Origin of the sequence: Salipaludibacillus agaradhaerens (assembly GCF_002019735.1) — a bacterium.
Taxonomy (GTDB): Bacteria; Bacillota; Bacilli; order Bacillales; family Salisediminibacteriaceae; genus Salipaludibacillus; species Salipaludibacillus agaradhaerens.
In genome coordinates, this window is record NZ_KV917378.1 from 2,915,281 (window position 1) to 2,941,114 (window position 25,834).

At 36.6% G+C, this 25,834-nt stretch carries 30 protein-coding genes and 1 pseudogene; 23 read left to right on the forward strand and 8 right to left on the reverse strand.

Annotation, left to right across the window (positions count from 1 at the left end; translation table 11 throughout):
* The first annotated feature begins 163 nt into the window (after positions 1 to 163).
* Both BK581_RS20590 and rlmH read left to right on the forward strand, forming a co-directional pair.
* Positions 164 to 334: a CxxH/CxxC protein gene (locus BK581_RS20590; RefSeq protein WP_078578681.1), complete on the forward strand. Its 171-nt coding sequence runs from the start codon at positions 164 to 166 to the stop codon at positions 332 to 334.
* 601 nt (positions 335 to 935) lie between these two features.
* Positions 936 to 1,415 (forward strand): 23S rRNA (pseudouridine(1915)-N(3))-methyltransferase RlmH, encoded by a 480-nt coding sequence (gene rlmH, locus BK581_RS13695; protein WP_078578683.1) that lies wholly within the window; start codon positions 936 to 938, stop codon positions 1,413 to 1,415.
* A gap of 139 nt (positions 1,416 to 1,554) precedes the next feature.
* On the opposite strand, the gene BK581_RS13700 is transcribed toward rlmH, so the two are convergent.
* Positions 1,555 to 2,028: a hypothetical protein gene (locus BK581_RS13700; protein WP_078578684.1), complete on the reverse strand. Its 474-nt coding sequence runs from the start codon at positions 2,026 to 2,028 to the stop codon at positions 1,555 to 1,557.
* A gap of 119 nt (positions 2,029 to 2,147) precedes the next feature.
* Between BK581_RS13700 and BK581_RS13705 the strand changes: the two genes are divergently transcribed.
* The 7 genes from BK581_RS13705 (at position 2,148) to BK581_RS13735 (ending at position 7,172) form a co-directional block, all read left to right on the forward strand.
* Positions 2,148 to 2,759 carry a CGNR zinc finger domain-containing protein gene (locus BK581_RS13705; protein ID WP_078578685.1) on the forward strand — a complete coding sequence of 204 codons (612 nt, stop codon included), beginning with the start codon at positions 2,148 to 2,150 and terminating at the stop codon, positions 2,757 to 2,759.
* Positions 2,696 to 2,959 carry a hypothetical protein gene (locus tag BK581_RS13710; protein ID WP_169837466.1) on the forward strand — a complete coding sequence of 88 codons (264 nt, stop codon included), beginning with the start codon at positions 2,696 to 2,698 and terminating at the stop codon, positions 2,957 to 2,959. Before BK581_RS13705 ends, BK581_RS13710 begins: the two co-directional genes overlap by 64 nt.
* A 469-nt stretch (positions 2,960 to 3,428) precedes the next feature.
* Entirely contained in the window at positions 3,429 to 4,127 is a 699-nt protein-coding gene (locus BK581_RS13715) for a response regulator transcription factor (protein WP_078578687.1), read from the forward strand.
* A gap of 1 nt (position 4,128) precedes the next feature.
* Positions 4,129 to 5,064, forward strand: a complete 936-nt coding sequence (locus BK581_RS13720; RefSeq protein ID WP_078578688.1) for a sensor histidine kinase — start codon at positions 4,129 to 4,131, stop codon at positions 5,062 to 5,064.
* A gap of 100 nt (positions 5,065 to 5,164) precedes the next feature.
* Complete coding sequence (locus BK581_RS13725) at positions 5,165 to 6,088, forward strand: ABC transporter ATP-binding protein (RefSeq protein WP_078578689.1); 924 nt, start codon at positions 5,165 to 5,167, stop codon at positions 6,086 to 6,088.
* Complete coding sequence (locus tag BK581_RS13730) at positions 6,081 to 6,773, forward strand: ABC transporter permease (RefSeq protein ID WP_078578690.1); 693 nt, start codon at positions 6,081 to 6,083, stop codon at positions 6,771 to 6,773. The genes BK581_RS13725 and BK581_RS13730 overlap by 8 nt, the downstream gene beginning before the upstream one ends.
* Before the next feature lie 219 nt (positions 6,774 to 6,992).
* Complete coding sequence (locus BK581_RS13735) at positions 6,993 to 7,172, forward strand: hypothetical protein (protein ID WP_078578691.1); 180 nt, start codon at positions 6,993 to 6,995, stop codon at positions 7,170 to 7,172.
* Between the two features lie 21 nt (positions 7,173 to 7,193).
* Here the strand turns inward: BK581_RS13735 and BK581_RS13740 are convergent, their stop codons facing one another.
* The gene (locus tag BK581_RS13740; protein ID WP_245829049.1) at positions 7,194 to 7,556 is read right to left on the reverse strand and encodes an MFS transporter; all 363 of its coding nucleotides are present in this window, start codon (positions 7,554 to 7,556) and stop codon (positions 7,194 to 7,196) included.
* Positions 7,557 to 7,627: 71 nt separating this feature from the next.
* Positions 7,628 to 8,540: pseudogene (locus tag BK581_RS13745) on the reverse strand (helix-turn-helix transcriptional regulator).
* 98 nt (positions 8,541 to 8,638) lie between these two features.
* Here BK581_RS13745 and BK581_RS13750 point away from each other — a divergent pair.
* Both BK581_RS13750 and BK581_RS13755 read left to right on the forward strand, forming a co-directional pair.
* On the forward strand, positions 8,639 to 9,109 hold the full coding sequence (locus BK581_RS13750) for a VOC family protein (RefSeq protein WP_078578692.1): 471 nt from the start codon (positions 8,639 to 8,641) through the stop codon (positions 9,107 to 9,109).
* The gene (locus BK581_RS13755) at positions 9,099 to 9,671 is read left to right on the forward strand and encodes a YdeI/OmpD-associated family protein (RefSeq protein WP_078578693.1); all 573 of its coding nucleotides are present in this window, start codon (positions 9,099 to 9,101) and stop codon (positions 9,669 to 9,671) included. Before BK581_RS13750 ends, BK581_RS13755 begins: the two co-directional genes overlap by 11 nt.
* A gap of 290 nt (positions 9,672 to 9,961) precedes the next feature.
* Here BK581_RS13755 and BK581_RS13760 read toward each other — a convergent pair whose 3' ends face one another.
* Positions 9,962 to 10,480 (reverse strand): DJ-1/PfpI family protein, encoded by a 519-nt coding sequence (locus BK581_RS13760; protein WP_078578694.1) that lies wholly within the window; start codon positions 10,478 to 10,480, stop codon positions 9,962 to 9,964.
* 135 nt (positions 10,481 to 10,615) lie between these two features.
* Between BK581_RS13760 and BK581_RS13765 the strand changes: the two genes are divergently transcribed.
* The 3 genes from BK581_RS13765 to BK581_RS13775 all read left to right on the forward strand — a co-directional run bounded on the left by BK581_RS13765 (position 10,616) and on the right by BK581_RS13775 (position 13,615).
* Positions 10,616 to 10,996 (forward strand): winged helix-turn-helix transcriptional regulator, encoded by a 381-nt coding sequence (locus BK581_RS13765; protein WP_078578695.1) that lies wholly within the window; start codon positions 10,616 to 10,618, stop codon positions 10,994 to 10,996.
* A 55-nt stretch (positions 10,997 to 11,051) separates the two neighbouring features.
* Entirely contained in the window at positions 11,052 to 11,438 is a 387-nt protein-coding gene (locus BK581_RS13770; protein ID WP_078578696.1) for a hypothetical protein, read from the forward strand.
* Between the two features lie 1,541 nt (positions 11,439 to 12,979).
* Complete coding sequence (locus tag BK581_RS13775) at positions 12,980 to 13,615, forward strand: HAD family hydrolase (protein ID WP_078579947.1); 636 nt, start codon at positions 12,980 to 12,982, stop codon at positions 13,613 to 13,615.
* Between the two features lie 95 nt (positions 13,616 to 13,710).
* On the opposite strand, the gene BK581_RS13780 is transcribed toward BK581_RS13775, so the two are convergent.
* Positions 13,711 to 13,965 (reverse strand): SunI/YnzG family protein, encoded by a 255-nt coding sequence (locus BK581_RS13780; RefSeq protein ID WP_078578697.1) that lies wholly within the window; start codon positions 13,963 to 13,965, stop codon positions 13,711 to 13,713.
* A 590-nt stretch (positions 13,966 to 14,555) separates the two neighbouring features.
* Here BK581_RS13780 and BK581_RS13785 point away from each other — a divergent pair.
* On the forward strand, positions 14,556 to 15,482 hold the full coding sequence (locus BK581_RS13785) for an alpha/beta hydrolase fold domain-containing protein (RefSeq protein ID WP_078578698.1): 927 nt from the start codon (positions 14,556 to 14,558) through the stop codon (positions 15,480 to 15,482).
* Positions 15,483 to 15,702: 220 nt separating this feature from the next.
* On the opposite strand, the gene BK581_RS13790 is transcribed toward BK581_RS13785, so the two are convergent.
* Positions 15,703 to 16,869, reverse strand: a complete 1,167-nt coding sequence (locus BK581_RS13790; protein ID WP_078578699.1) for an iron-containing alcohol dehydrogenase — start codon at positions 16,867 to 16,869, stop codon at positions 15,703 to 15,705.
* A 127-nt stretch (positions 16,870 to 16,996) separates the two neighbouring features.
* On the opposite strand from BK581_RS13790, the gene BK581_RS13795 reads away from it, so the two are divergent.
* Positions 16,997 to 17,353: a winged helix-turn-helix transcriptional regulator gene (locus tag BK581_RS13795; RefSeq protein WP_078579948.1), complete on the forward strand. Its 357-nt coding sequence runs from the start codon at positions 16,997 to 16,999 to the stop codon at positions 17,351 to 17,353.
* A 560-nt stretch (positions 17,354 to 17,913) separates the two neighbouring features.
* Here BK581_RS13795 and BK581_RS13800 read toward each other — a convergent pair.
* Positions 17,914 to 18,255, reverse strand: coding sequence for a winged helix-turn-helix transcriptional regulator (locus BK581_RS13800; protein ID WP_078578700.1), 342 nt, complete (start codon positions 18,253 to 18,255; stop codon positions 17,914 to 17,916).
* Between the two features lie 107 nt (positions 18,256 to 18,362).
* Between BK581_RS13800 and BK581_RS13805 the strand changes: the two genes are divergently transcribed.
* The 4 genes from BK581_RS13805 to BK581_RS13820 all read left to right on the forward strand — a co-directional run bounded on the left by BK581_RS13805 (position 18,363) and on the right by BK581_RS13820 (position 21,401).
* Positions 18,363 to 18,752, forward strand: a complete 390-nt coding sequence (locus BK581_RS13805; protein ID WP_078578701.1) for a RidA family protein — start codon at positions 18,363 to 18,365, stop codon at positions 18,750 to 18,752.
* A gap of 1,151 nt (positions 18,753 to 19,903) precedes the next feature.
* Positions 19,904 to 20,338 carry a MarR family transcriptional regulator gene (locus BK581_RS13810; protein ID WP_078579949.1) on the forward strand — a complete coding sequence of 145 codons (435 nt, stop codon included), beginning with the start codon at positions 19,904 to 19,906 and terminating at the stop codon, positions 20,336 to 20,338.
* A 14-nt stretch (positions 20,339 to 20,352) separates the two neighbouring features.
* Positions 20,353 to 20,991, forward strand: a complete 639-nt coding sequence (locus tag BK581_RS13815; protein ID WP_078578702.1) for a nitroreductase family protein — start codon at positions 20,353 to 20,355, stop codon at positions 20,989 to 20,991.
* Between the two features lie 38 nt (positions 20,992 to 21,029).
* The gene (locus tag BK581_RS13820; protein ID WP_078578703.1) at positions 21,030 to 21,401 is read left to right on the forward strand and encodes a DUF1304 domain-containing protein; all 372 of its coding nucleotides are present in this window, start codon (positions 21,030 to 21,032) and stop codon (positions 21,399 to 21,401) included.
* Between the two features lie 192 nt (positions 21,402 to 21,593).
* Here the strand turns inward: BK581_RS13820 and BK581_RS13825 are convergent, their stop codons facing one another.
* A complete protein-coding gene (locus BK581_RS13825; RefSeq protein ID WP_078578704.1) occupies positions 21,594 to 22,559 on the reverse strand; it encodes an ABC transporter substrate-binding protein in 966 nt (321 codons plus the stop codon).
* Positions 22,560 to 22,735: 176 nt separating this feature from the next.
* On the opposite strand from BK581_RS13825, the gene BK581_RS13830 reads away from it, so the two are divergent.
* From BK581_RS13830 to BK581_RS13840, 3 genes are read left to right on the forward strand one after another with little or no spacing between them, the layout of a single operon-like run.
* On the forward strand, positions 22,736 to 23,743 hold the full coding sequence (locus tag BK581_RS13830) for a FecCD family ABC transporter permease (protein WP_078578705.1): 1,008 nt from the start codon (positions 22,736 to 22,738) through the stop codon (positions 23,741 to 23,743).
* Positions 23,740 to 24,795 carry a FecCD family ABC transporter permease gene (locus BK581_RS13835; RefSeq protein ID WP_078578706.1) on the forward strand — a complete coding sequence of 352 codons (1,056 nt, stop codon included), beginning with the start codon at positions 23,740 to 23,742 and terminating at the stop codon, positions 24,793 to 24,795. Before BK581_RS13830 ends, BK581_RS13835 begins: the two co-directional genes overlap by 4 nt.
* Before the next feature lie 19 nt (positions 24,796 to 24,814).
* Entirely contained in the window at positions 24,815 to 25,621 is an 807-nt protein-coding gene (locus BK581_RS13840) for an ABC transporter ATP-binding protein (RefSeq protein WP_407690338.1), read from the forward strand.
* The last annotated feature ends 213 nt before the right edge of the window (positions 25,622 to 25,834 follow it).

The window sequence follows — 25,834 nt, forward strand, 5'->3', positions numbered from 1 at the left end:
AACAATTAGCAGGAACGAGTATGTTATGATAAATAATGACACATAAAGACACCTTTCAATTCAGTTATACACAGAGGGGTGTGGATAACTGTCGTGTCAAGTGGAAAACTGTTGTTCGTATTTATATCATAGTAGAAAGACCTATGGAAAAAGAGGTGAGAATATGGAGATTTACTGCTGTGAAGAGCACGTAAACGAAGGGTTAGAAGAATCCTTATCAGACGAGGGCTTACCGCCGAAATTTGAAAGGATTTCAATGGAAAAATCATCATTACAAAAATGCTTCATATGTCATAGTGAAGCGGACTATAAAATAACGCCTATGTCGTCATGATTTCAGTGAGATGTGTATAACAGCTGTGGAAAACGTGTGAATAAATGAAGTTACTCACATACTTATCCACAACTGTGCGTTATTTAAAACATCATCTCGTTTTTTGTGGCAAAGATGGCCATTTCGTGTAAGTAAGTGAACGATTGAAAGAACGATGAGGTGACGCATTCCTGTGCTGACCGCCTCGGTAATATACATAATTGTGAGCTATGATAAAGTTCTCCCTAAAACAGTATGTGATTAAAAGAGTCATGGGGGAAACGTGAGTTTAGGATTATAATGAGAGCTTTTTTAATATAGTTATGTGCGAAAGAGGTAATGTTATAGAAGTCATACTGATTAAAGTTGTCTATTCGGGCGGGGTCCATAAGGGTTTTAACATGGAAGAGCTGAGAATGATGGCTTTGTGGCATGACGTAATAATAATATTGAACGATCGGTTTATAAAGGGCTATTTTAGAGAGGTTAGCGATAACGATGTTTTTAAGTGGATTATCCACAGACAACCTGTTCACTATAGTTGATAATAGTGAGTTTTTAGTTGTTATCTGTGTATATGTGGATAACTTTTGTGGATAAGGTGTGCAGAAAGGGGATAACTGTGAACATTTCAATCATATCTGTGGGTAAATTAAAAGAAAAATACTTAAAGCAAGGCATTAGCGAATACGAAAAACGACTAGGGGCCTATGCTAATATACAAATCATCGAGGTTGCCGATGAAAAGGCACCTGATAATATGAGTGACGGTGACATTCGCCAAGTGAAAAATAAAGAAGGCGAACGGATACTAGCCAAAATCAAACAAGATACATACGTCATTGCCCTTGCCATTGAAGGTCAATCATGGTCCTCGGAAAAACTGGCAAAAGAAATGGACAAGCTCGCAACATACGGCAAAAGTAAAATCGCCTTCATAATCGGCGGCTCCGTCGGTCTAAGCGACGCTGTGCTCCAACGCGCCGATACCCACCTTTCTTTCTCAAGCATGACCTTCCCACATCAGCTCATGCGCTTGATCCTCGTCGAGCAGATTTATCGTGCGTTTAGGATTAATAGTGGGGAACCGTACCATAAGTAAATGAGGTTTTTTCTAATAGACTTTAGAAGTGGAGCATAAAAAGTATTTTCAAAACCATCAAAAAAGCTTGTAGAAAAACGAGGGTTTTCTCTACAAGCTGAAAACTTCAAGGAATCATTCCTTGGAGCTTTTTTATTGCTTATGTTTGGCTTATGACTTTGATCGCTTTGACTATCTGTCGTATCGAACCGAGATGATAGGCGGAGTGAGCGATTGCTCCCAACAGACCATTCGATGTCTGTTCATCAAAGGAGTCAAATGAATCAATTTTTTTAAGTAGTTTAGTATATTCTTGTTGAAGTTCGTTATTAAATTGTGCCCATGTGATTTTATCAACGTTTGTGATTTTCCATGATGCTTCCCAGTCCTTTATGGGTTCTTCCCCATTTAAGTAGGAATTCACAACCCATAAGTAATAGCGGGTATGATGGGTTTGTGCGGCGATTGTCGTACCATTGACAGGTATCGAAGCATCTTCTGCGGATAATTTTTCAAGCGTTCCGAATAAACCGCTTGCTGGCTTCGCTTCTGTGTACCAGCTTGCATTTTCTTCAGGTCCATCAAATGTTTCTTTCAACAATGTTCTAACAGCTGCCAACATCGCATTGTTCATCTTATTACCTCCAGAATTTTTATATAACCATCAAAACTACTCTTGATGGTTATAGTTTAACTGAGTTGTATCTAACTGTCAATTTATATTATGATGGTTATAGAAAAGGAGTTTTGATTATGTCGAATACGAACCTTTATATGATGGTCGGAGAACGTTTGTGTATGGATTTCATCAATACCGTCAGTTGGCGGGAAAATGCTGAGAAAAGGCGGGATTGGTTTACGAGTTACGCCAAATTGGTCGACTGGTGCATCCATGCTGAAGTCTTGACCGAACAACAAGCAAAAGCTCTTCTTTTAAAAGCGGAGGAGGAACCGTCTGAAGCTTGTGATGTTCTGAAACAGGCAATCGAAATGCGGGAAGTCATGTATCGAATTTTCAAGTCCATTTCAAAGAAAACATCTCCACACCCGCAAGATCTGGAACGTTTCAATGAATCTGTGAGCCACTTCTATCAAACTTTGCAAGTAATTCATGAAAAGAATCATTACACTTTGAAGTTCAAGCATACCGAGAAAAACTTTGAAACTATGCTCCCTCCCATTGTGCAATCTGCTGTAAATTTACTTGTTTCTAAAAACGACCTAGAACGAGTCAAACAATGTGAGGGGGGGCCTTGTGGATGGTTATTCTTCGATTCGAGCCGGAACAGGAGCCGCCGCTGGTGTTCAATGGCCGATTGCGGCAATCGTGCCAAAGCACGACGGTTTTACAAAAAAGAAAAGTGACCATACTCGGTCACTTCCCTTCTGTCGGACAGATAAATGTCGTACAGGTAATCAAGCATGTTGCTAGTGGTACAATTGAGGAAAAGATAAATGAACTGCAAGAAAAGAAAAGGCATTTAATAGAACAAATTATCGACTCAGAAGAAAAAGCCTATTCTACTCTCACCGAAGAGGATATTCGTGAAATATTGATGATTTAGAAATATTCACTTTATGGTTCTAAGGGTAACGGTTTGGCTACTGTATTGTATATTAATACGTTAGTGCTGCTTTTTTATAAGTTATATGATTATAAAAACCATCATTTAGATATATCATAGAGAACCGTACCACAAATAGAGGCAAAAAAGTTGTGAATAAGATGATATTTTTTCCTATTTTCTAAGTCGTTTTTCGTCTTAGACATTTTCTTTAAGGGTAAAATATTAACACTTATATGAATAGAGAGGCTTCTTATTGGTTTTTAAAACTGATGAGTGCCACTTTTTTTATGAGTTAAATTCTATCACAATAGGAACATATTAGAGGTCTACTAGCAATGCGAAACTAGTTCCCAGTGATCAGACAGGTTTTCTCGTTTAATTATCCAAATAAAGCGCTCAATAATTAACATTTTTAGCAAGATTATAAGTATAATCGTAGTAGGTTTTTGAATAGAGGTGGACAATAATGGCACATGCAGTATTGTTAGTTGAAGATGATATAGAGATTAGTGAGATGGTGAAAACTCATATGATGAAGGAAGGCTTCAAAATTATTCAAGCATATGATGGTGAATCTGCACTTCAATCTTTTTCAAATGGGGCAATTGATTTGATTATACTTGATTTAATGCTTCCGAAGGCCAATGGTATGGATTTCTTACAAGTAGTAAGAAAACAAAGCACTATTCCGGTCTTAATCATGTCGGCAAAAGATAGTGAGGCAGATAAAGCGATAGGTCTTGGGTTAGGAGCGGATGATTATATTACGAAGCCGTTCTCTATGGTTGAATTGACAGCTAGAGTAAAGGCGGCTATTCGCCGAGCTACAAATTACTCAAAATCTGTTGAGAAAGATGTAAAAACAATTATTCATATCGGTCAACTAACTATTGACCTAGAAAACTATTTAGTTACAAAAGAAAATAAGGAAATCAAGCTAACCTCGAAGGAGTTTCAAATTCTAAAGATGTTTATGTGTTCACCAAATCGTGTGTTTACAAAGGCGCAAATTTATCAATCTGTTTGGCATGAAGACTATTATGGGGATGAGAATGTAATTAATGTACACATGAGACGGCTAAGAGAAAAGATTGAAGATGATCCTTCTCATCCAAAGTACATTAAAACAATATGGGGTATTGGCTATAAGCTTGGAGAATTTTAATATGACTATTTTATTGGTTTCCATTATTTTTATTTTACTTACAGTTGTCTTATTACAGGTGAAAGTTGCTCGAAAAAAACAAGCTCAGCTTCAATATGTTCAAGAGAAACTAAAACAAATCCTTACAGAAAAAACAGATGAGAAGCTCATTTTACAAACAGATGATATCACTTTGAAGCTTCTATTAATTGAGATGAATCGTCTATTGGAATACAACCAAAAGGTTGTTGCTAAATATAACAGAATGGAAATAGCTAAGCGAAAAATGCTGTCAAATATATCGCATGATTTAAAGACGCCTCTAACTGTTGTGTTGGGCTGTATGGAGATTATACTGGGAGATGCAAACCTATCAGAAAAAGAAAGAAAAGCTCATCTTGAAAAAGTATATCGTAAATCTCAGGAAGTGTTAGATTTAATTAATAAATTTTTTGATTTAGTAAAATTAGAATCAGGTGATCAGGACATGCCCTTACTTCGCCTTGATGTAAACGAACTTTGCAGAAATAACATATTATCATTTTATGATATTTTAACATCAAAAGGGTTTGATGTAGATATTTCTATACCTGAACAATCCCTTTACATATTTGCCAATGAAATGGCGCTTAACAGAATCTTACAGAATCTTATTTCAAATGCAATTCGATATGGGAGTGATGGTAACATCATTGGTATCGAAGTTCGGTATGATGAGGAAGCCCTCTTCATTGACATTTGGGATCAAGGAAAAGGTATTCAAGCGATCGATAAGGATCAAGTATTTGAAAGAATGTTTACTCTTGAGGACTCTCGAAATAAACAGTACCAAGGGAGCGGTTTAGGATTGACCATTACTAAAAGATTAGTAGAAGAAATGGGAGGTGAAATTTCACTTTCCAGCATTCCATTTGAGAAAACAACATTCACGATCCAATTTAGACGAGTTAAATATTAACTAAAATAAATTAAAGTAAGAAACAAGTAAGAATTAATTAATAAAAATGAAAGTTCTCCTCGGTAATATGAAGATAAGAAAAATAGAGAGGAGTTTTAAGGTGCCATACATTTTACAAACCCACCACTTAACAAAAGCATTTCAAGGTAAGGAAGTCGTATCAAATGTCAATATGAATGTAAAAAGAGGAGAAATTTACGGGTTTCTTGGTCCAAATGGAGCAGGGAAAACAACGATTATGAAAATGCTTATGAATTTAGTAAAGCCTACAAGTGGAGAAATAAATATGTTTGGTCAGCGAGTAACAAATCAATCGTATGAGTTATTGAAACGAATTGGTTGTATTATTGAGTATCCCGTATTTTACGATAAGCTTACCGCAAAAGAGAATTTAGATTTACATTGTGAATATATGGGCTATTACGATAAAAAAGCAATTGATCAAGCTTTAGATTTAGTGAATTTAAAAAACATTGATAATAAAGCAGTAAGAGATTTTTCTCTCGGAATGAAGCAGAGGTTAGGGGTTGCTCGAGCAATTATCACAAAGCCTGAACTACTCATACTAGACGAGCCTATAAATGGACTAGATCCTGTTGGAATCAAGGGGTTACGGAGCCTATTTCAAATGCTATCAAAAGAATACGGGATAACGTTGCTTGTATCAAGTCATATCCTAGGAGAAATAGAATTGATTGCTGATACTGTTGGTGTTATTAGTGAGGGGCAATTAGTTGAAGAAGTATCAATGAAAAACATTAAAGAGAAAAATACAAATTATATTGAGATCAGTACGAACGATAGTAAAAAAGCTGCTCTTGTTCTAGAGGATTCTTTGAATATCTCAAACTACAAAATTATTGACCAATCAATAATTAGAATATATGAGTCACATATTTCTCAGAATGAAGTTTCAAAATCATTGATTTTGCAGGACCTCTTCATTAACTCGATCAATGTCAAAAAGTATTCCTTAGAAGACTACTTTGTAGCCTTAATTAATGGCGGTGACAAAAATGCTTAAATTAATCTGTTTAGAAATGAAAAAGCATAAAATGTTTGGATATATCAAAGCTGCGTTTATCGCAAATATAATTATGATTTTATTAGCGTGTATTATACCCATTATAGAAAGAATGGAAGGCGAAGAGTATTTTATAAATTTCGAAATGATGTTTATGATGATCAATACGATGGTAAGAGGAACATTTATTATTTTTTCTGGGGTACTCATTGCGAAGTTGATAATTGATGAATATAAGAAAAAAACGATGCAACTCTTGTTCATGTATCCCCAAAAGAGGCATAAGTTTATCCTTGCAAAGCTTCTCATCGTCTCACTCTTTACATTCTTGTCCGTTGTTTTATCTAACTTTATTGTTAGTGCTGCTTTTTACGGAATTAATTCAATTGCTCATTTAATCACAGATCAATTAACGTTGGAGATTATTTTGGAGCAAGCAATAACGGTATTGTTTAGTGCAGTATCTTTAGCAGGAATCGGTTTAATCCCACTATACTTCGGTATGATTAAAAAGTCTGTGTCGGTAACAATTGTATCAGCAATATTATTATTTAGTGTAATAGGATCCAACTTTGCAGGGTTTTCTTTATTTAATGTTGTAGCAATTCCAGTCACTCTTTCAGCCATTGGATTTATTATCGCCTATCTGTCTTTTAGGAACATAGAAAATGTAGATGTTCTTTAAATTTATTCTAGTGCCGTTTTTCATAGAGTATTTATTGCATGATTATTTCTATGCTCTGTTTCAGAATAGCCTTTACTCAGGTACGATGATGATGGCCTGGCTATGGCAATTGTGTTTACAACTCCTTATTACTTCATTGCGTTGAAATCATATGATTTATCTTAGAGTAATGTTTGTGTTAAGCGTTTTTTGAAAAGATATTTGGAAGTGGATTGTTGTATGACAATCTTATTAATCGTTGTAAGTATTGCTATAGTTGATCTGATGGACATAGTAAATAGTAGTTGGGAAAGCGAAAAAAACAAGTCGTTACAACAGAATAAGACATGGTTAACTACCCTTATCGGTTTTGTGTCGGATGGGAGGTTTATTAGTTCGAAAGACCACTTCTACCTATAGTGGTCTTTTTCTGAAGGTAAATTAATAGTTAGACTTGTAATCTCTAAACGTCTCTCCTCTCCATAAAATGGTGATAGCGATAATAAATCCACCAATAGAAAAAGACAGAATGACTAATTGAATATCAAATCCTCTAGAAACGAGTAAAGTTACACTTGCATAGGCAAGTGGATCAAACCCGTTCATGGCTAAAAAGACAATACTCATGACCCTCCCCATAATCCTGGGATCCGTATCTTCTTGTGCTGAAGTGAAAAATGGGATGAATACAAATGTCATGGTAAATCCAATTAAGAACGCTAACGCTGTTAAAACATACAAATTAGGAATTTGACTAAAAGTGATAGTTACGATTAATGTTGCAATTAAGCCTGCAATCGTCATAGACAGTTAAGCAAATTCTCTTACATTAAAAAACACTGAGATGAACTGGTAGTGTCGAGACGAAACCTTCATCAGGAATAGTTCTCCATCATTTGATATAAGTAATTTCGAAATTCTTCAACATAGGTTTTAGGCTCTACAACTTTAAGGTGAGTGCCGAAGCTTGCTAAAAATTGAAATCCCGAATGGTTTTGAGGGACATAAATGGTTGCTAATAAAGATCCAGAACTATGGTTTTCAATACTCCTTCGACCATACCTTTCGACGATTTGATCTCTTATGCTAGATGATATCCATGCCTTAATCGCCACTAGTTGTGGCAGATAACTGGCTTCATGCCCTTGCCCTGACCAATCGTCTCTAGGATGAAATGCACGTTCCTCCACAGTAATATGGTCGATCCGAGATAATTTGAATGTACGATATTCCTGTCGATTTAAACAGAATCCTTTCAAGTACCAACTTGATTCGCTAAAATGCAGCTCATAGGGCTCGATCATCCTATTCGTTTCAGCCCCATCTTTATCTGTATAATCAAACGAAATCAGCTTTTTCTTTAAAATGGATTCTTGACATGCCTTTAAGGTTTCAAGAATCTCGGACCGACCTTCCCAATCATAAAACGACATTTGAATGGAGCGATTCAGAGACAATGGACTGACCATTGCCTCTATTTTATTTATAGTTCTTTCAACTTCATCAGTAAGGAGGATTTGTTCCAATCCGCCGAGCGCAGTTAATATATTCTCTAAATCGGAGTTGCTTAAAAGACGTTTATCCACCTTGTACTCATCCATTATACGATAGCCGCCTTTGACCCCATTAACAGAGTAGATGGGGATGTTCGATAAGCTCAATGTTTCCATATCGCGAAGGATCGTCCTTTTGGAAACATTGAATAGTTGTGAGAATTCCTTTGCAGATACAACCTCTTTTTTTTAGCAATATCATGATAATCGAAATGAGTCTCTCTATTTTGGTCATAATTTACCTCTTTGTCTACATGATTTCAGAACGGTGACAATCAGATGTCACCTTTTTTCTATTATACTACACGTATCACAAGAAGGAGGTTATGCTTGATGGATGCTATTGCGTATTTGAATTTTGATGGGGTTGCCGAACAAGCGATTGAATTTTATTCGGAAGCTCTTCAGGCAACTGAAGTAAAAAAGGTGAATTATAAGGACTTTCCTCAAGATCCAAGCTACCTACTGCCCGAAAATGAATTGAATATGATTATGGAGTCTTCGATCGAATTCGCGGATGGGAAAATCATGATGTCGGATTTGCTGACTTCCATGAGGAACGTAACAGGTGAGTTAGTGAAAGGAAACAACGTATGGATTAGTTTAGTCAATCTGGATAAACAAAAATTGGAGAGGTACTTTAATAAACTGTCGGTTGATGGCCATGTAATTATGCCATTATCCAATACTCCCTGGTCCTCCTGCTTTGGAATGCTGGTGGATAGATTTGGGGTTGGCTGGAAGTTCAATTGTGATGCCGATATGTTTCTTGATCAAGTGATTTCCAACAGGCATGGAAATTGAAAAGTTGCTGCCAGCCAAGTCGAAAAAAGATCTTAGGATTTGGCTGCAGGAAAATGCTAAGATTGAAAGGTCATGCTGGGTCTTGGTTTGTATGAGGCCAATTCCCGAGGAGAGGGTGTTATATTTGGACGCTGTCGAGGAAGCACTGTGCTTTGGATGGATCGATGGCGTTAAAAAGAAAATGTCTGAAACAGAGTTGGCTCAGAGGCTTTCTCCTAGGAGCAAAAAGAGTGCATGGACGGAATTGAACAAAGAACGTGTCCGCCGTCTTGAAAAATTAGGATTGATGACAGATGAAGGAAGGAGGGTTTTGCCTGATTTGGATCCGCGATCATTTAGAATAGATGAAGTGATCGAGCAGCAGATAAAAGAGGATCAGCGAGTACATGATCATTTCAGGGCGTTTCCGAATCTTTATAAAAGGGTTCGGATCGACACGATACAAAGCGCAAAGAATCAACCGGAATTGTTTAGGAGTAGATTAGACAAATTCATAACGAACACAAGAGAAAATAAAATGTACGGTCAATGGAATGATTTTGGACGTTTGCTCGATTATTAAGATGTTTAAGGGGGGAAGCTGAGTTTGACAAATTTATGTGAGGACCCTTTCTACTCCACATAAGTCATTGTCAAAAAAATAATATTCAAATAAGCATTTGGCAGCCCTCTGGCCGCTATTCCCGGTTATGGAGAACCTTATCGCAAATAGTGATAAAGAAGAGAGTCGGCATTGTGTTCGATAATCAGTGCTTAGATAAGTTATTTCCTAACATAAAATAAGCAACATGAGAAGATTAAAAGATGCTAAAAGCCTCTGGTAAACACCAAAGGCTTTTAGCATCATTTTAATTAGTTTATTGCATCAACTAGTGCTTTTCCAAATTCCTCAGCGCCATCTGGTCCGTCACCTGTGATAACATCACTATGTGCAATAACATGTTTCTCAACATACTTTACATTGTTTTCTTTCAATTGGTTTTTTTGTACATCAACAGGGTAGCAAGTTGCTTCTCTATCTTTAAGTAACCCAGCTTTCACAACAGAGACTGAACCAGCACAAATTCCAGCAACAAGCATTTTATCATTGTGTGCTTTCTTTAAATACGTGGATAATTCATCGTTACCCCATAGATGATCAATGGTACCAGAACCACCAATGACAGAAATAACGTCAAAGTCGGTTGCTGGAGTGTTGGAGAAGACCTTTTCGGAAATTGCTTTTCCTTCAAAATCACCAATAACCTCTCCAGTTTTTGTGCTTGCAATTGTTACTTCAACTCCTGCTTTTTCAAGTGCCTCTTTTGGTTTAAATAATTCATCTTCATTAAACCTGTCGGGTGGTATGATTAAAAGTGCTTTTTTACTCATGATTGTTATTCCTCCTAAAATAGTTTATCTTTAATTCACACATTAATATTACAACCTGATAGTTACCCTGAGAAGAATGCACTTTTTTGTAACAGAGTAACTTTAAAGTAACTATATGAAAGGAAGGCAGAAAATATGTCGGATACACTAAGAGAGGAAATTAAGGAGAAGATAATAAATGGAAATTACAACTGTGAAAAAGAACTTACTTTATCGATTATTAGTGGGAAGTGGAAAGTTGTAATTCTATGGCATTTAGGTGTTGAAGGACCGCACCGCTTTACTGAATTGCAAAGATTATTTCCAAAAATATCCCATAAAATATTGACGAATCAATTAAAAGAATTAGTGGAAGATGGCATTGTGCATCGGGAGGTTTACCCAGAGGTCCCGCCTAGAGTGGAATATTCAATGACTGGGTTGGGAATGACATTACTTCCAATTGTGGAAATGATGTATGATTGGGGAAAAAAACGAATAGAAGAAATCAAAAGAGAAATAGAGAAAGTGAATTAAAGGGTGAACTTAAAAAATCAGGGACTATCAGGAGAGACCAGAAAGCTGAAACTGCATGGAAAAGAGAGGTTGGGAATGTCATAATCACATGAGTGGTCTCCTTATAATCGTCCTAATAGACATAAGCCAGTGGACCATAAAAGCTCCTAACCATCCAACCCTGAACGGTAGAAGCTTTTTTTTATTAAACTCAATCAGCATTAGGGCGGCAAACCCAGTAAACGAAATGTTTTCCGATGCTTTAGAAGAAACACAAATTGCTTTAGTGATTGCTATGGGAGGTACAAAAGAGTATTGGGGATACATGGAATTTTACTTTTTTGGGTCTTTTTATGGTTTTAAGGAAGGTGCAATCAATCGTGAAGAGTTGTTAGAAAGAGCACAAGAAGCTATTGAGGAAGATTTAAAAGGCGAGATACCAACCAACGTTGTGAAAGGTTAAAACCTCATGTTGTTATCTGGTGTTCTCTGCAGAAGCTCTTCGAGATGAAAGGAGATTTTATATCACCTCGCAATACTATTATATAAAACGTATAATAATAGAATCTCGTTGATTTTAGTATGATTACATTTATCAAGGCTGTAGATGCTATTGACTTTATAGGCTAATTAAATCATAACTACATTTAAGTTAATAAATAGAAATTGGGTGAAACGCTTTAAAGGAGATGAAATTATGAAATATATTGTTATAATATTAGGCTTATTTTTATTAGTAACATCTTTATACGGTTTAGCTACCGATAGTACTATGCCTGATTGGATCAATTATATTAACGTAGGAATTATTATTTTACTCCTAGTACATATATTTATAAAAATACCAACTAATAAAACTACTAAATAACAAAGCGTACTTCCTTAAAACAGAAGTACGCCTTGTTTTATTTATATCTGGTAATCTTGTGCCTCGGTGCTCCCCAACCAGCAATAATTAACCCATTCAAACCCATCAAAAACACGTTGATTTAGCTGGGTACGTTTAAGCGGCTCGAAAACTTCAACAAAAACTTATACTAAAAGTGATATAGACAAAATTAAAAAAGGAAAGCTTATATTTAATTTAGTCCTTATAGGGACAGGGTTGAAGGGTTGGCCGGTAGAATAGCCTTTACAGTAGCAGCTACAACTATTGCGGTTACACAAGCTGTAAGAGAGTACTAAACTTACGACACTAAATGGGCTAGGCAGGACAAAAAATACGCTTGAAAATTGAACATACAAAAGATAATAAATTGAAGTATACATGGACAGCGTTAACTGAAAAAAATGCAAAAAAAGCAACCAAAACTATTACAAAGTTCTACATTACATATCCAAAATAAAAAGAAAAGGCGTTTTAAATAACATCTTTTCTTTCTTTCCACATCTTGAAATGCTTGAAAATTCTGTAGCTGCCGTATCCATAAATTACAATACTTAATAGTATGATAATAAAAGAAGAAAAATCAAATAGATTAAATATATTCACCTCTAGAAAACAAATTGAATAGTAACTAAAATTAAGAGCGCTGCTAAAGCTATAATAGCTATTAGATGCCTTACCGGCTTATTCTTAAATATTCCAGATTCGCCTATAAGTATTACTAACATAATTACTAAAAAAGATATTATGAGCCATGTGTCTATAATGACCGACCCCTTTTTTAAAATTTGATACCCAATACATTAATAATAGTTGCTATCTAACAAAAATCATAAAGTATTAATTATATTATACTCCTGATGTAAAATATTAACATAGGGATATTTGTTCCCTTTTATGAAGGAGGGACTAAGATAAATGAATTAGATATAATCTCAATTGTAGGTAATTAAAGATTCCCTGTAAGTTTATCTTCAAGCTCTGTAATGCTACCACATAGTGATTCGGAATATTTGATGATTTTTCTCAATAAGCGCTAATCTTTTTTTCCCGCAAGCACAAACTATTTTGATAATATTGGAAGGGAGAATAAAACAAAACTTAAGGGAGTGTTTGTTATTAAGGCTATTATTTTCGATTTTGACGGAACTTTAGCGGATACCTTACCAATTTGTTTTGATGCTTTTCAGAATGTTTTTAAAAAATTTGATGATAAAGACCTTTCTTCAAAGGAAATTAAAGCGATGTTCGGGCCGTCTGAAACAGGGATTATAAAGGAGAATCTATCAAATAGTAATAAAGACCAGGCTATCGAATTGTACTATGAAAAATACGCAGAACATCATCACGCATTAGTTGAGCCTAATGATGAGATTAATGAGTTAATAAAGTACTTAAAAGGCAAAGGGTTAAAATTAGGCATCGTGACGGGAAAAGCAAAAAGGAGTTTGGATATTTCCTTACAGGCACTTCAAATGGAAAATATGTTTGATGTTATTATAACAGGTGATGATATTATTAAGCCGAAACCTGACCCTGAAGGGGTAAATAAGGCATTATCGCTACTAGACGTAAAAAATAAAGAAGCTATGTTTATTGGCGATAGTGATGCAGATATACACGCAGGCGTTAAAGCCAATGTTCTTACAATAGGTGTTCAATGGTTACCAAATTATCAAACATCGGCATTTTCAATAGAGCCTCACTTATCGTTTAAAAGTGTTTCTGAGTTTACTAAATTTGTGACTGGGTAGTTTTATGTATTGGCGCTATTCGAACGTATAAAAACGCTCCACTGAAAGATTACAGCCATTATACTCTGGAAAACAGCGCCTATTTGTTGACTATATTAATCGATAAAAGATAATATCTTTTCTTTCAAGCCTCCAATACTAGTAAAAACAATATAACTTTCTGAGGTTGTTTTAATAACAATCCTATCCGTGTGTCCATAAGGAAAACCAATTCTTATTGCCTTTTTATCTTCACCACCATATGTATCGTCATTCAACACATCCGTGATTTCAGATAATGGTATGTCAATTTTACTTAATTGCCACTTAATAGTTAGGTTTGTGTCATTTTTTGATACCTTAACATCCATGGCTTTCACTCCAATCATAGTATTTAGTAAATATACGTTAAATCTAATTAAAACGTTTCAACTGTTCAGGTAAGTTTTTTGTGTAATCTTTAGTATGAAACATAAAACTCTTTTGTTCTGACTGATTTTTGACTTAGTATATAGAGGCTTAAACACCCACTTATCTACCTTTCCAACTTCAAACACTCTTAGATGGAAAAAGATTATCTTAACGTAAAAGAGTAATAGATTTCACCTTGTTTTCTCATGGAAAGACATGCAAACATCACCTATATAAGTTCAATAAGTGTCTTATCTATCAATTTTGTTTCTTATCGTTTAAAAGTCACAGCACCTGACTTTTCACAACTGTAACTTAAATAGTTAGTAAATCTATTCACGAAAATCCAACGGGATTAACCATCGGATATCCTTGTTGCTCTTCAGGTGACAGGTACAAGTGCAAACGATAAAATAGAATCAATGGTTCTCATAACTGCCAAAGATGCTTCACGGAAATTTATATATGACTGTATAGACTTAATTAAGTCTATGCTATGAGTTTGATCTAGATAAAAAAATAAAGGTTATATAAGGGGATAATCTGCGTCATGAGTATACATAATTATAAAAAAAGACGGTCGATAAAAAGTTATTTTTTTGAAAAGTACTTATTTTTACGAGGAACTAAAGAGGGTTTTTCTAGTATAGAAAACACGAGAAAATTTATTGCACAAAGAGGCATTGAAAATACAAAACCGTATGTTATTGAAAATGTTACTTTTTCAAGTACTATTAAAGAACAAACGATTGATGGTATAAAAGTTTTCACATTAAATGATCAAAATTCTCTACATCAAAAAGCGATCTTATATATCCATGGAGGTGCTTGGACAAATCAACCTTTAAAATTCCACTGGAAATTCATGGACAACCTAGCTCAATCACTAAACGCAAAAGTCATTGCTCCAATATACCCTAAAGTGCCCCATTTTAACTACAAACATACCTATCCTCAAGTGTTAAATCTGTATAAGGAGATACTGGAAAGCGTTGAAAGCCCAAAGCAGTTGACGATCATGGGTGATTCCGCAGGTGGAAACATATCACTTGGTCTGGCGCAACTTTTAAAGCTTGAAGGTTTGTCACAGCCTAAAGACATTATATTATTTTCTGCGTGCGTTGATATGGTTTTAGACAATCCTCATATACCAGGATATGAAAAAATCGATCCTATGTTATCAGTAGGAGGTATGCCGGTCATTACAAAGATCTGGGCGGATGATAAAAAGTTAGACGACCCATTAATCAGTCCAATATATGGTGATTTTGGTGGTCTTACTAAAGTCACTCATTTTATTGGAACACACGAAGGTTTATATCCGGATGCATTACTATTTGATGAGAAATTATCGAAACAAGGAGTGGAGATAAATACATTTGTTTATCCAAAAATGAATCATGTGTTTGTGATTATGCCAATCCCTGAAGCGAAAGATGCGCAACGAAAAATTGTTAATATAATAAGAAAAGATTGAACAGCTTAAAATGCTTTAATACAACAAAATTTATTGCAAAAAATAATGGGGAAAAATGATCGGAAAAAGACAAGTGAAAATGTATTGAAGGTTCGTTTTATCACAGATATCCGTCCGTAAACCCCCGTCCCACTTTAAAAAAGAGGGATATCCTGATCACGCAACGATCACTCAGTGGGAGAAGAACGAGAGCGCCCACTGAGTGAAGAGTCGTTTGATATTAGAAATTCACATCTTTCCCGTAAAAGGCTGAAACATATAACTGTTTCATCTCTTCAACTGACGTTTCACGAGGATTTGTTCCTGTACATGGATCTGTCATAGCATTTTTGGCCATTTCATCGACATGCTTATTAAAGAGTTCTTCTGTGACACCAAACTCTTGAAGACTATTCGGTACATTCATTTCAGTATTTAGATGACGAATATATGATACTAGGGCATCGACTAATTCATCATTTGTATCCCCTTCAAGGTCTAATCTTTTGGCAATGGTTGCAAAGCGGTCAGCTACCACTGTTCGATTAAATTGAATGACATACGGTAAATAAATCGCATTTGCACACCCATGTGGGATATCGAATGTTGGACCACTTTTGTGTGCTAAGCTATGCACGTTTCCAAGTACAGCATTAGCAAACGCCATACCAGCCATCGCTTGCGCATTATGCATGTCTTGTCGAGCTTCCTGGTCACCATGATAAGAATCTAAAAGATTGTTTTTAACTATTACTGATCCTTCAATTGCGAGTGCATCAGTGAATACTGTCCTTGGCTTTGCAACATATGCTTCAACACAATGTGTGAAAGCATCCATACCAGTATAGGCCGTAATCTGCTTTGGCATCGACTCTACCATCACTGGGTCAATAATGGCAATGTCTGGCGTTAATTCAAAATCGGCTAATGGATACTTAATATTCGTTTTCTCATCTGTAATAACGGATAAATTGGAAATTTCGGCTGCACTACCACTTGTTGTTGGGATTCCAACGTATTTTGCTTTTGTTCGAAGTTTTGGTAGGGTAAAAGGTTGTGCCGCTTCTTCAAAAGTGAGAGACGGATGTTCATAGAATAACCACATCGCTTTCGCTGCGTCCATGACAGAGCCGCCGCCAATTCCGATTACCCAGTCAGGTTCAAAATCATTTAATACATCTACACCTTCTTTTACCATTTGAACGGTTGGCTCTGTATTGACGCCTTCGATGACACGGTTCTCAATGCCAGCGTCTAAAAGTAAGCCTTGAATACGCTCTAGATTACCGGTCTTCTTTATTGAGCCTCCTCCAATGACTAACGCTGCTTTCTGGCCCTCTAACTCTTTTAACTTATCAAGTGAATTTTCTCCATAATAAATGTCACGTGGAATGGTAAAACGGTTCATAATTTTGCTCCCTCCAGTAGTGATTGGTTTACATTAAGAAGTATAAATCAGTATAGTTATAACTGGGAAGAACTTACTTAAAAGTGGCATAGTATCAAAAAAGTAACTAAAGGATGGAGTGATACCAATCGTACGTGATTTTAACCAGACGTTTAATTGTGAAAAAGAGCTAACCCTTTCTGTCATTGGTGGTAAGTGGAAAATGATTATTCTGTGGTATCTAGGTAAAGAAGGAACAAAAAGATTTAGCGAATTGAAAGCACTCCTTCCAAATATCACACAAAAAATGTTAACAAATCAGTTAAGGGAATTAGAAGCCGATCAAATTATTCATCGCGAAGTGTACCCTACCGTCCCTCCAAAAGTAGAATATTCCCTCACAGAACATGGGGAAACCTTGATACCTATTCTTGAATCGATGTACGAATGGGGAAAGAACTATTTTAATACGGTCGTTCGTGAAAAAACTTCCGAGGAAAAATAAAAGTTGTATTGAGGTAAACTTTAGGACCATAACTATTTTGATTATCGCCCTTACCACAGAACCGCGTCTTATTCAGGGACGATGACGAGCTATTAATTCATGACAGCCTTAAAGTATTTAGAGTAACTTACACACTTTTCTTGACAAGCTTTGGCTTCATTGGCTTTAACGAACGCGCAATTAAATTTATATAAAGCTTATAACTCTTTTTCAAGGTATAATTTGTCAGAATAAAGCAACACCGAGACATCACGTCTGAACATCAAACTAACCTTCAATCAGTGGGCGTTACCGTCCTTCTCCCACTGATTGGTTGTTGCGTTAATCAGAACAGTAGCGTCCGTTATCTCCCGCCTAATTAGATGTATTTTTCTCTCTATTTTGAGGCGGGAGTTTTGCGAACGGGTTAGCTGTGACAAATTGGTTATTTAACACCGTAAGCTTTCCCGTAAAAAGAAGGGTTCAATAAGAATAACGTGTTTTTTCTCTTGAGAAACACAATGTGGACCTGGCTGCAAAAATAGCGGATTCTTGGCTCATATCTCATGCTCACAGAGGCTTTAATGAGGTTGGTTTTTCGCTCCCCATTCACATAACCCTTCCATGATAGGTAATAGTGTTTTTGCTTTATCAGTGAGCTGGTACTCGACCTTTGGAGGAATTTGAGGATATTCTTTTCGTTCCACCATACCGTCTTGCTCCAGTTCTTTAAGTTGTGAACTCAACATTTTATACGTAATGACCCCAATCTGTCTCTTCAGTTCGTTGAAACGAACTGGTTCGTTTTCAGCTAAGAGATAAATAATAACCATTTTCCACTTACCACCAATTATTGACAATGTATAACCGAAGGGAGTATCTTGTATTTTTTTAACTTTTCCTTTGTATTCAGCCATACCCATATTGTCACTATCCTTTCTGGTAGTACCTATCAATAAAGTGCGTACTACTTTTTTATTTGTCTTTATTTTATACTAACCATACTTTGAACAACAGGAGGGTGAATATAATGATTACGAATACGTATAATCACGGTGTGGCATGGGAAGAAGGTAGCGGCATTTCACAAGGGTATTCAGTCAACGGTATGATCTACATTTCCGGGCAATTATCCCACGATATGGAGAGCACGTTCATCGGCGCGGGAGATATTGAGGTGCAGACTAAGCAGACGCTAGAAAATCTTGATCGTGTATTGACAGGGTTTGGGGCGTCGAAGGCTAACCTCGCTTATGTTGAGATCTATCTGACTAATGTGAAAGAACATTTTGAGCCTTGCATTAAACTGTTTAGAGAATATATGGGGCAACATCGGCCTGCGGGCAGCCTCATTGGCGTAACAGAGCTAGCGTTTCCTGAGCAACTGATCGAAATCAGCGCTATTGCTCATTTGAATTGACTGAATAGGCCATCCCTCTACGGATGGCCTAAAATATTGCCGTACAGATAGCGAGCAGAATCGTATCTGGATCTTGTAAGTGTGTGAGATTGTATATACTTCGGACAGTTTGAATATATCTCTTCCGTTTTAGTGTAGATTAGATTAATATTCTTTATAGACTCACAAGGAAAAGTTGAAAAAGAAGTATTAAACGATGACGGGGAAGTTATTGGTACACTGGGAAGCGAAAAAGTTGATGACTACTCTGTTATTAGCCCACAAGCTAAGACAATACCTAAAGGGAAAAATATAAAGTTTATTAGTATGCTGCTACTGTTAACTACCATTTCTATGTTACAGTAAACGTAAGCATATCAACTGGTTTAGGAAAAATAGTAAGTACTTCAGATGAATGGTGTCTTGTTGTTCCACCAGGTATACTTTAAAAATGACTTCCCCAGTAAACACCAGTCTTTGGATTTACGGAAGAGTCAAAGATGGTAAATTTAAAACTGGCGGAAACTAAAAAAGGAAGTTGATACTATGGAGAATAATATTATAATACCGATAATAATTCTTTTCATAATAGCATTGCTTATCACTTTTATTGTAACACTATCAAAAAACACCAAGAAAAAAAATAGAATCTAACAGCAAAAAACGAACAGAACGCGATTGTTTTCACTATACAATCGTTTTTTGTTGATTTCCTTTTATTTACTTGCAGGAAATCCTATCGCCTACGTTGTCACTAGCAAGCTGTCGCCTGCTAATACCGATAAAACTTCCTGCTTTTTCTGCCATATCCCCATGTAGGTTTTTTATAAATCAGATTCCAGTTTCATATCATTAATCAGTTGTCTATTAACCTCTTTTCGTTCTGATTCTGTTAGCAATCTCTTCTCCCTCTCGATATAATCGGACTGCCCCAATTGTACATAATCGCATACACATAATTGGTTTTGTATTTGTCCAAATCACCTGCATACCTTCATGGCGTCTTTAAAGGTCCGGAGTTAACAATGATTTGCTTGCCTTTCAAAAATTATCTTAAATTCGTGGCACTTAAACGAAATACTTGCCAAATTAAAAAAATAGTTGTATATTAATTGATACCTCAATTATTGATGTATCAATTAATTTTTGAAAAAGAAAGCGAGGAACTCATTTTGACAACATGTTGCTCACAAGAAGGCGAGATTTTATACCAACTGCAAATTGTAAACAAAGTCATTGGTATGAAGTTTGAAGCATGCACTGGCATCAGTCAATCTCGTCTGGAATTGTTGGCATTGCTCTTCCAGGTTGAAGAAATCAATCAGAGCGATCTGCAAAAAAAGGTAAATATTGATGGTGCAGCTGTCACAAGGCACTTGAAACAGCTTGAAGCTAAAGAAATAGTATTAAGAAGAAGAAAGCCTGAGGACAACCGTGTCATACTTGTTCGCTTAACTGAAAAGGGACGGGAGCTAATCGAGTCGTCCAAAAATGAAAAGGAGCGTTTCATGAAGGAGATGCTAGTCAATGTCAGTGCCGAAGAACGCAGTATGCTAAAAAAGGTGTTATCACAGATGCAGAAAAATATACAAAATATTAAAGCATAGAGGAGAGTTTAAAGATGGGAAGTACATTAAAAACGAATGATTTTATGAAAATTATGAAAGAGCGTCGCTCAATTAGGAACTATGACCCAACAGTTAAAATAAGTAAAAAGGAGATGACGGAAATATTAGAGGAAGCAACTACAGCACCTTCATCAGTAAATGCACAGCCGTGGCGTTTTTTAGTCATTGAAAGCGACGAAGGCAAAGAAAAGCTTGCAAAATTAGCCAGCTTTAACCAATCTCAAGTTACTACGTCATCTGCCGTTATCGCAGTATTTGCTGACATGAACAATGCAGATTACTTAGAAGACATTTATTTAAAAGCTGTAGAGCTTGGATACATGACACAAGAGGTGAAAAATAGACAAATCGAAGCGCTTACTGCACATTTTGAAAAGCTTCCAGCACAAGTAAACCGTGAAACCATTCTAATTGACGCCGGTCTAGTCTCCATGCAACTTATGCTGACGGCTCGCGCACACGGCTACGACACAAATCCGATCGGAGGTTATGATAAAGAAAACATTGCTAAAGTCTTTGAATTAGAAGAAGAGCGTTATGTACCGGTTATGCTTTTGTCCATCGGAAAAGCGGCTGAAGAAGGGTATGCCTCATACCGCCTTCCTGTTGAAACCATTGCACAATGGAAATAATTCGAATAGATGTGAGTAAATAAAAGGAATGAGTGTGTGTGGAAATACTTTCGGCAATATTAGTGGGAATTGTAGCACTAGAACATTTATTTATTATGATACTAGAAATGTTTTTTATCAAATCAAAGATTGCAAAACGATCTTTTAAATTACCAAAGCATTTAGAAGGGGATCCGAATGTAGCTGTTATGTTTGCAAACCAAGGGTTATACAATGGCTTTTTAGCCGCTGGACTAATTTGGGGGCTCATCGTCGGATTCACGCCAATCGGTTATCAAATCCAACTGTTTTTCATCATTTGTGTCGTGATAGCAGCGATATTCGGAGGTTTAACCTCAAACAAATCAATTATTGTGAAACAAGGGCTCCCAGCGATTCTTGCACTAATGACTCTTTTGGCTGTAATGTAAAACAACATTTTATTAAATGGGTGAGACAATCAGAAGATACCTCTCAAAACCATATTTATTAAGTAACTACCCGTCCGTTTTTACGTTCGGGTAGTTACTTTTTTGAGTGGGTCCGGCATGGGGCCCTATCCCCATTTTAAAGATATTGAATGGCACGACGAAAACAAAATACTTTTGTTAGTTATATTAACTTCATTCCTGAGTAAAAATCTCTTCAATATCATCTAACATGAGTTCAGCAGCGATTATTCCACCAGCTGCATTCCAAGTGATATCACTCACTTTATGTGCGTTGTCTTCTTTAACGACATTTAGATTTTGCCATAGGGGATCATTTGTCCATTCTTCTTCAACTGCGATTGAATCGGCATATGTAAAGTAAAATAAGACATCTGCGTCCATTTCAGGAATTAATTCTTTATCTACTTCAATTGCAAAATTCCCCATTGGGTTGTCTTCAGTAAAAAGTTTCTCTTGGTGCTCTGCACGTTTAAAGCCAAGTTGTTCAAATATAACACCTGAAAAAGAATCTGTGTAGTAAATACGAGTAGGACGAGAACTAAAACGAACAATTGAAATTTCTTGGTTAACCTTATCTCCAAGAGTTGTTTTTAGTGCTTCTACTTTACTATCATAATCAGCCATAATTTCCTGGCCTTCTTCAACTAAGTTTAAGGCTTCGGCATATAGTTCGAAGTTAATTTTCCAATCGCCTGTAAGGTCTTCAGAAAAAACAGTTGGAGCAATCTCATTTAATTGATTATAAAAGTCTTCTTGACGAATTTTATTTCCGATAATTAAATCAGGCTCTAACTCGGCAATTTTTTCAATATTCACTTCCGTTTCATCCCCAACCACTTCAACGTCATCCATGTCAGCACTAATGTGTTCGTACCAAGGATCGTGATCCCAAGACATAACAGCGCCTACAGGTTTAACTCCTAGTGCTAGTAATGCTTCTGTTCCTTCATTTGTTAAAATAACGACACGTTCTGGCTTATCTGGGATTTCAGTCGTACCCATCGCATGTTCTACTGAATAACTTCCCTCATTCCCCTCGTCTGTTTCTGCTTTTGATGTGGTATCATTTGTATTTCCGCAAGCTGCTATCACAAAAAGTGAGAAAATTGAGACTAATAACAATAACTTACCTTTCATCTATCATACCCCCTTGTGTATTTTAATTGATAATCATTATCAATCCATAAACACTATTTTAAATACAATGAAAAAAACTGTCAATATATAATTGAGAATAATTTTCATTATCATTGACTGTATTATTAATATCTTCTAAACTATCAATATATACTGATTAGGATGGATCATACGAAATGAACCTAATATTATTGAATTCAAACAAAATAATAAAATTAGTCATCGTCACAATTGCTCTCATCCTGTTAATGGGGATGAGTATTATTATGGGGTATACGAATACATCAATTATGCTGACATATGAAGCGTTTACTTCTTTTGATGGAAGTAATGAGCATTTAATCATTCAAACGGTTCGGTTACCTAGAGCATTAATTGCAGCATGTGTAGGTGCTTCCCTTGCAATAGCAGGTGTGTATATGCAAACCTTGACGAGGAATCCTCTGGCCTCACCAGGAATATTTGGGATAAATGCTGGGGCAAGTTTTGCAGTTGTTTGTGTGCTTTCTGTCTTTAATGTTTCAAGCCTTAACGTCTTTACATGGGTAGCGTTTTTAGGTGCTGCGGTTGCTGCCTTAGCCGTATACTTTGTTGGAGGTGTGGGGAGGCAAGGGTTAACACCAATGAAGATTACACTTGCAGGAGCAGCGATAACAGCTTTATTTTCGTCTTTTACACAAGGAATTTTGGTGACAAACGAAGCAGCGCTTGATGAGGTCTTGTTTTGGTTATCTGGTTCTATCCAAGGGAGGAGTCTGACCATTTTAGTGACTGTTTTCCCTTACATATTAATTGGATGGTTGCTGGCTCTCATAATGACGCCAATGATGAATGTATTGGCTATGGGAGATGACGTAGCTAAAGGGCTAGGGTTAAAGGTCGGACTGTTAAAACTAACGGTAGGCTTAATTGTCATTTTACTTGCTGGTGGATCTGTTGCGATTGCAGGACCGATTGGTTTTATTGGGATAGTTATTCCTCATATCGCCCGAAGTTTGATAGGCACGGATCATCGATGGTTAGTCCCTTTTGCAGGTCTTCTGGGGGGCGTTCTTTTATTAGCTGCAGACATAGGCGCTAGATATATTGTGATGCCTCAAGAAGTACCAGTGGGCGTAATGACCGCCTTCATAGGAACACCATTTTTTATTTATATTGCAAGGAAGGGGTTTAATAAAAGATGAGAGGATATCGTAGTATTCGCATAGGTAAGGATAAGATATCCCTGCTTTTAGACACAAACACCTTCTTAAAGTTAGTATTCCTGATAATGATAACCTTGGCCATTTTTATTATAAGTATGAGTTTAGGCCAAGTTAAGGTCCACCCATTTACAGTTGTCAGTTTATTGTTTGGAGGAGGATCAGAGCTAGAACAGCTCGTCATCTATCAGTTTCGATTACCAAGAATTATTGCAGCCATGTTGGTAGGAATGGGATTAGCCGTAGCAGGGGGAATTCTCCAAGGTATGATTCGCAATCACTTAGCAGCTCCAGACACAATAGGCGTCACAGCAGGAGCAGGGATGGCAGTTGTCGCTTTTTTATGGCTTTTTAGTGACGAAAGGTATTCCTTAATTGTAAGTATAAAATGGTTGCCTGTCGCGGCTTTTGTAGGAGCTTCTATCGTTGCTTTTGCTGTCTATTTCTTATCATGGAAGGAAGGTGTCACCCCTATCCGACTTGTACTTATTGGAATAGGGATTGCAGCTTTAATGCAGGCAGGAACAACGATGTTTATGGTATTAGGCCCGATTCATATGGCAAGTCAAGCAAACATTTGGATTACAGGTAGCTTAAACAGTGTCACATGGGAGGATGTCAATGTCCTTCTTCCATTTACCGTTATATTAATCATTTTGGCTTTTATTTCATCACGCAATGTAAACGTTCAAGCACTGGGAGAAGATATTGCAACAGGAGTTGGAAGTCCTGTTCAGCGTCATCGATTTATTCTATTAATGATTAGCACAGGTTTAGTAGGGACAGCTGTTGCAGTGGCAGGTGGTATTGGATTTGTTGGACTGATGGCACCACATATGGCACGTAAGCTTGTTGGCTCTTCGTTTGGATCATTATTGCCTGTATCTGCTTTTATAGGGGCAACGCTTGTTATGCTGGCAGATTTAGTGGGGCGTACATTATTTTTGCCATCTATTGTTCCTGCTGGTGTATTTACTGCCACTATAGGTGCTCCCTACTTTATTTATCTTTTAATGAAAACAAAAAACAGTTAGTAGACGGGGGATGATGTGCGTGCAAAGTATTTTACAAACTGAAAAACTCACCCTTTCTTACGGCGAGACAGTCATTATTAAAGAATTAGACTTGTTGGTTCCTAAAGGGGAGATTACAGTATTTATTGGTGGTAATGGCTGTGGAAAATCTACTCTCCTTCGCTCCATAGCTCGTCTATTAAAGCCCGAAGGAGGAAGTGTCTTACTTGATGGAGAAAGTATCGCAAATCTACCTACAAAAGAAGTTGCTCGGAAATTGGCTATTCTTCCGCAGTCGCCAGAGTCTCCAGAAGGATTATCTGTTTTACAGTTAGTGAAACAAGGTCGGTATCCTTATCAGAATTGGCTTAAGCAATGGACAGAAGAAGATGAACAGCAAGTAGTCAATGCCCTGACAGCGACCTCTTTATTAAGCTTAAAGGATAGACCCATTGATGAGCTATCAGGAGGTCAAAGACAACGGGCATGGATAGCCATGACACTTGCCCAAAACACAGATATTATATTGCTTGATGAACCAACGACTTATTTAGATATGACACACCAGATTGATATTCTTGATTTATTGTATGATTTAAACGATCAAGAAGAGAGAACGATTGTAATGGTGCTTCACGATTTAAATTTGGCTTGTCGTTATGCCCATAACTTGGTAGCAATACGAGATCAACAGGTCGTGGCAATGGGTAAGCCCGAAGATGTTGTAAATACTGAACTTGTCCAACAAGTTTTTGATATGCGGTGTGTTGTCACGGTTGATCCTATCATAGGGACACCACTTTGTATTCCATACGGGAAAGGGCGATCTATTGTTACTACAAGTTAAGGCTATAATGCGCCTATTGTATTTAACTTTTCATACAATCATTTTTTGGAATGGTGACGCCCTTGTGAAGTTACGTCTAGGCTCATGAAGAGATCATCAGCAGGGTGATCATTTTTAACGTTTATCCGATAAAACGCACTGAACTACCCCCCCTGTCAATTAGACAGGGGAAATAATAAAAAGGAATCTAGCTCTATATTCTATAGGGCTAAG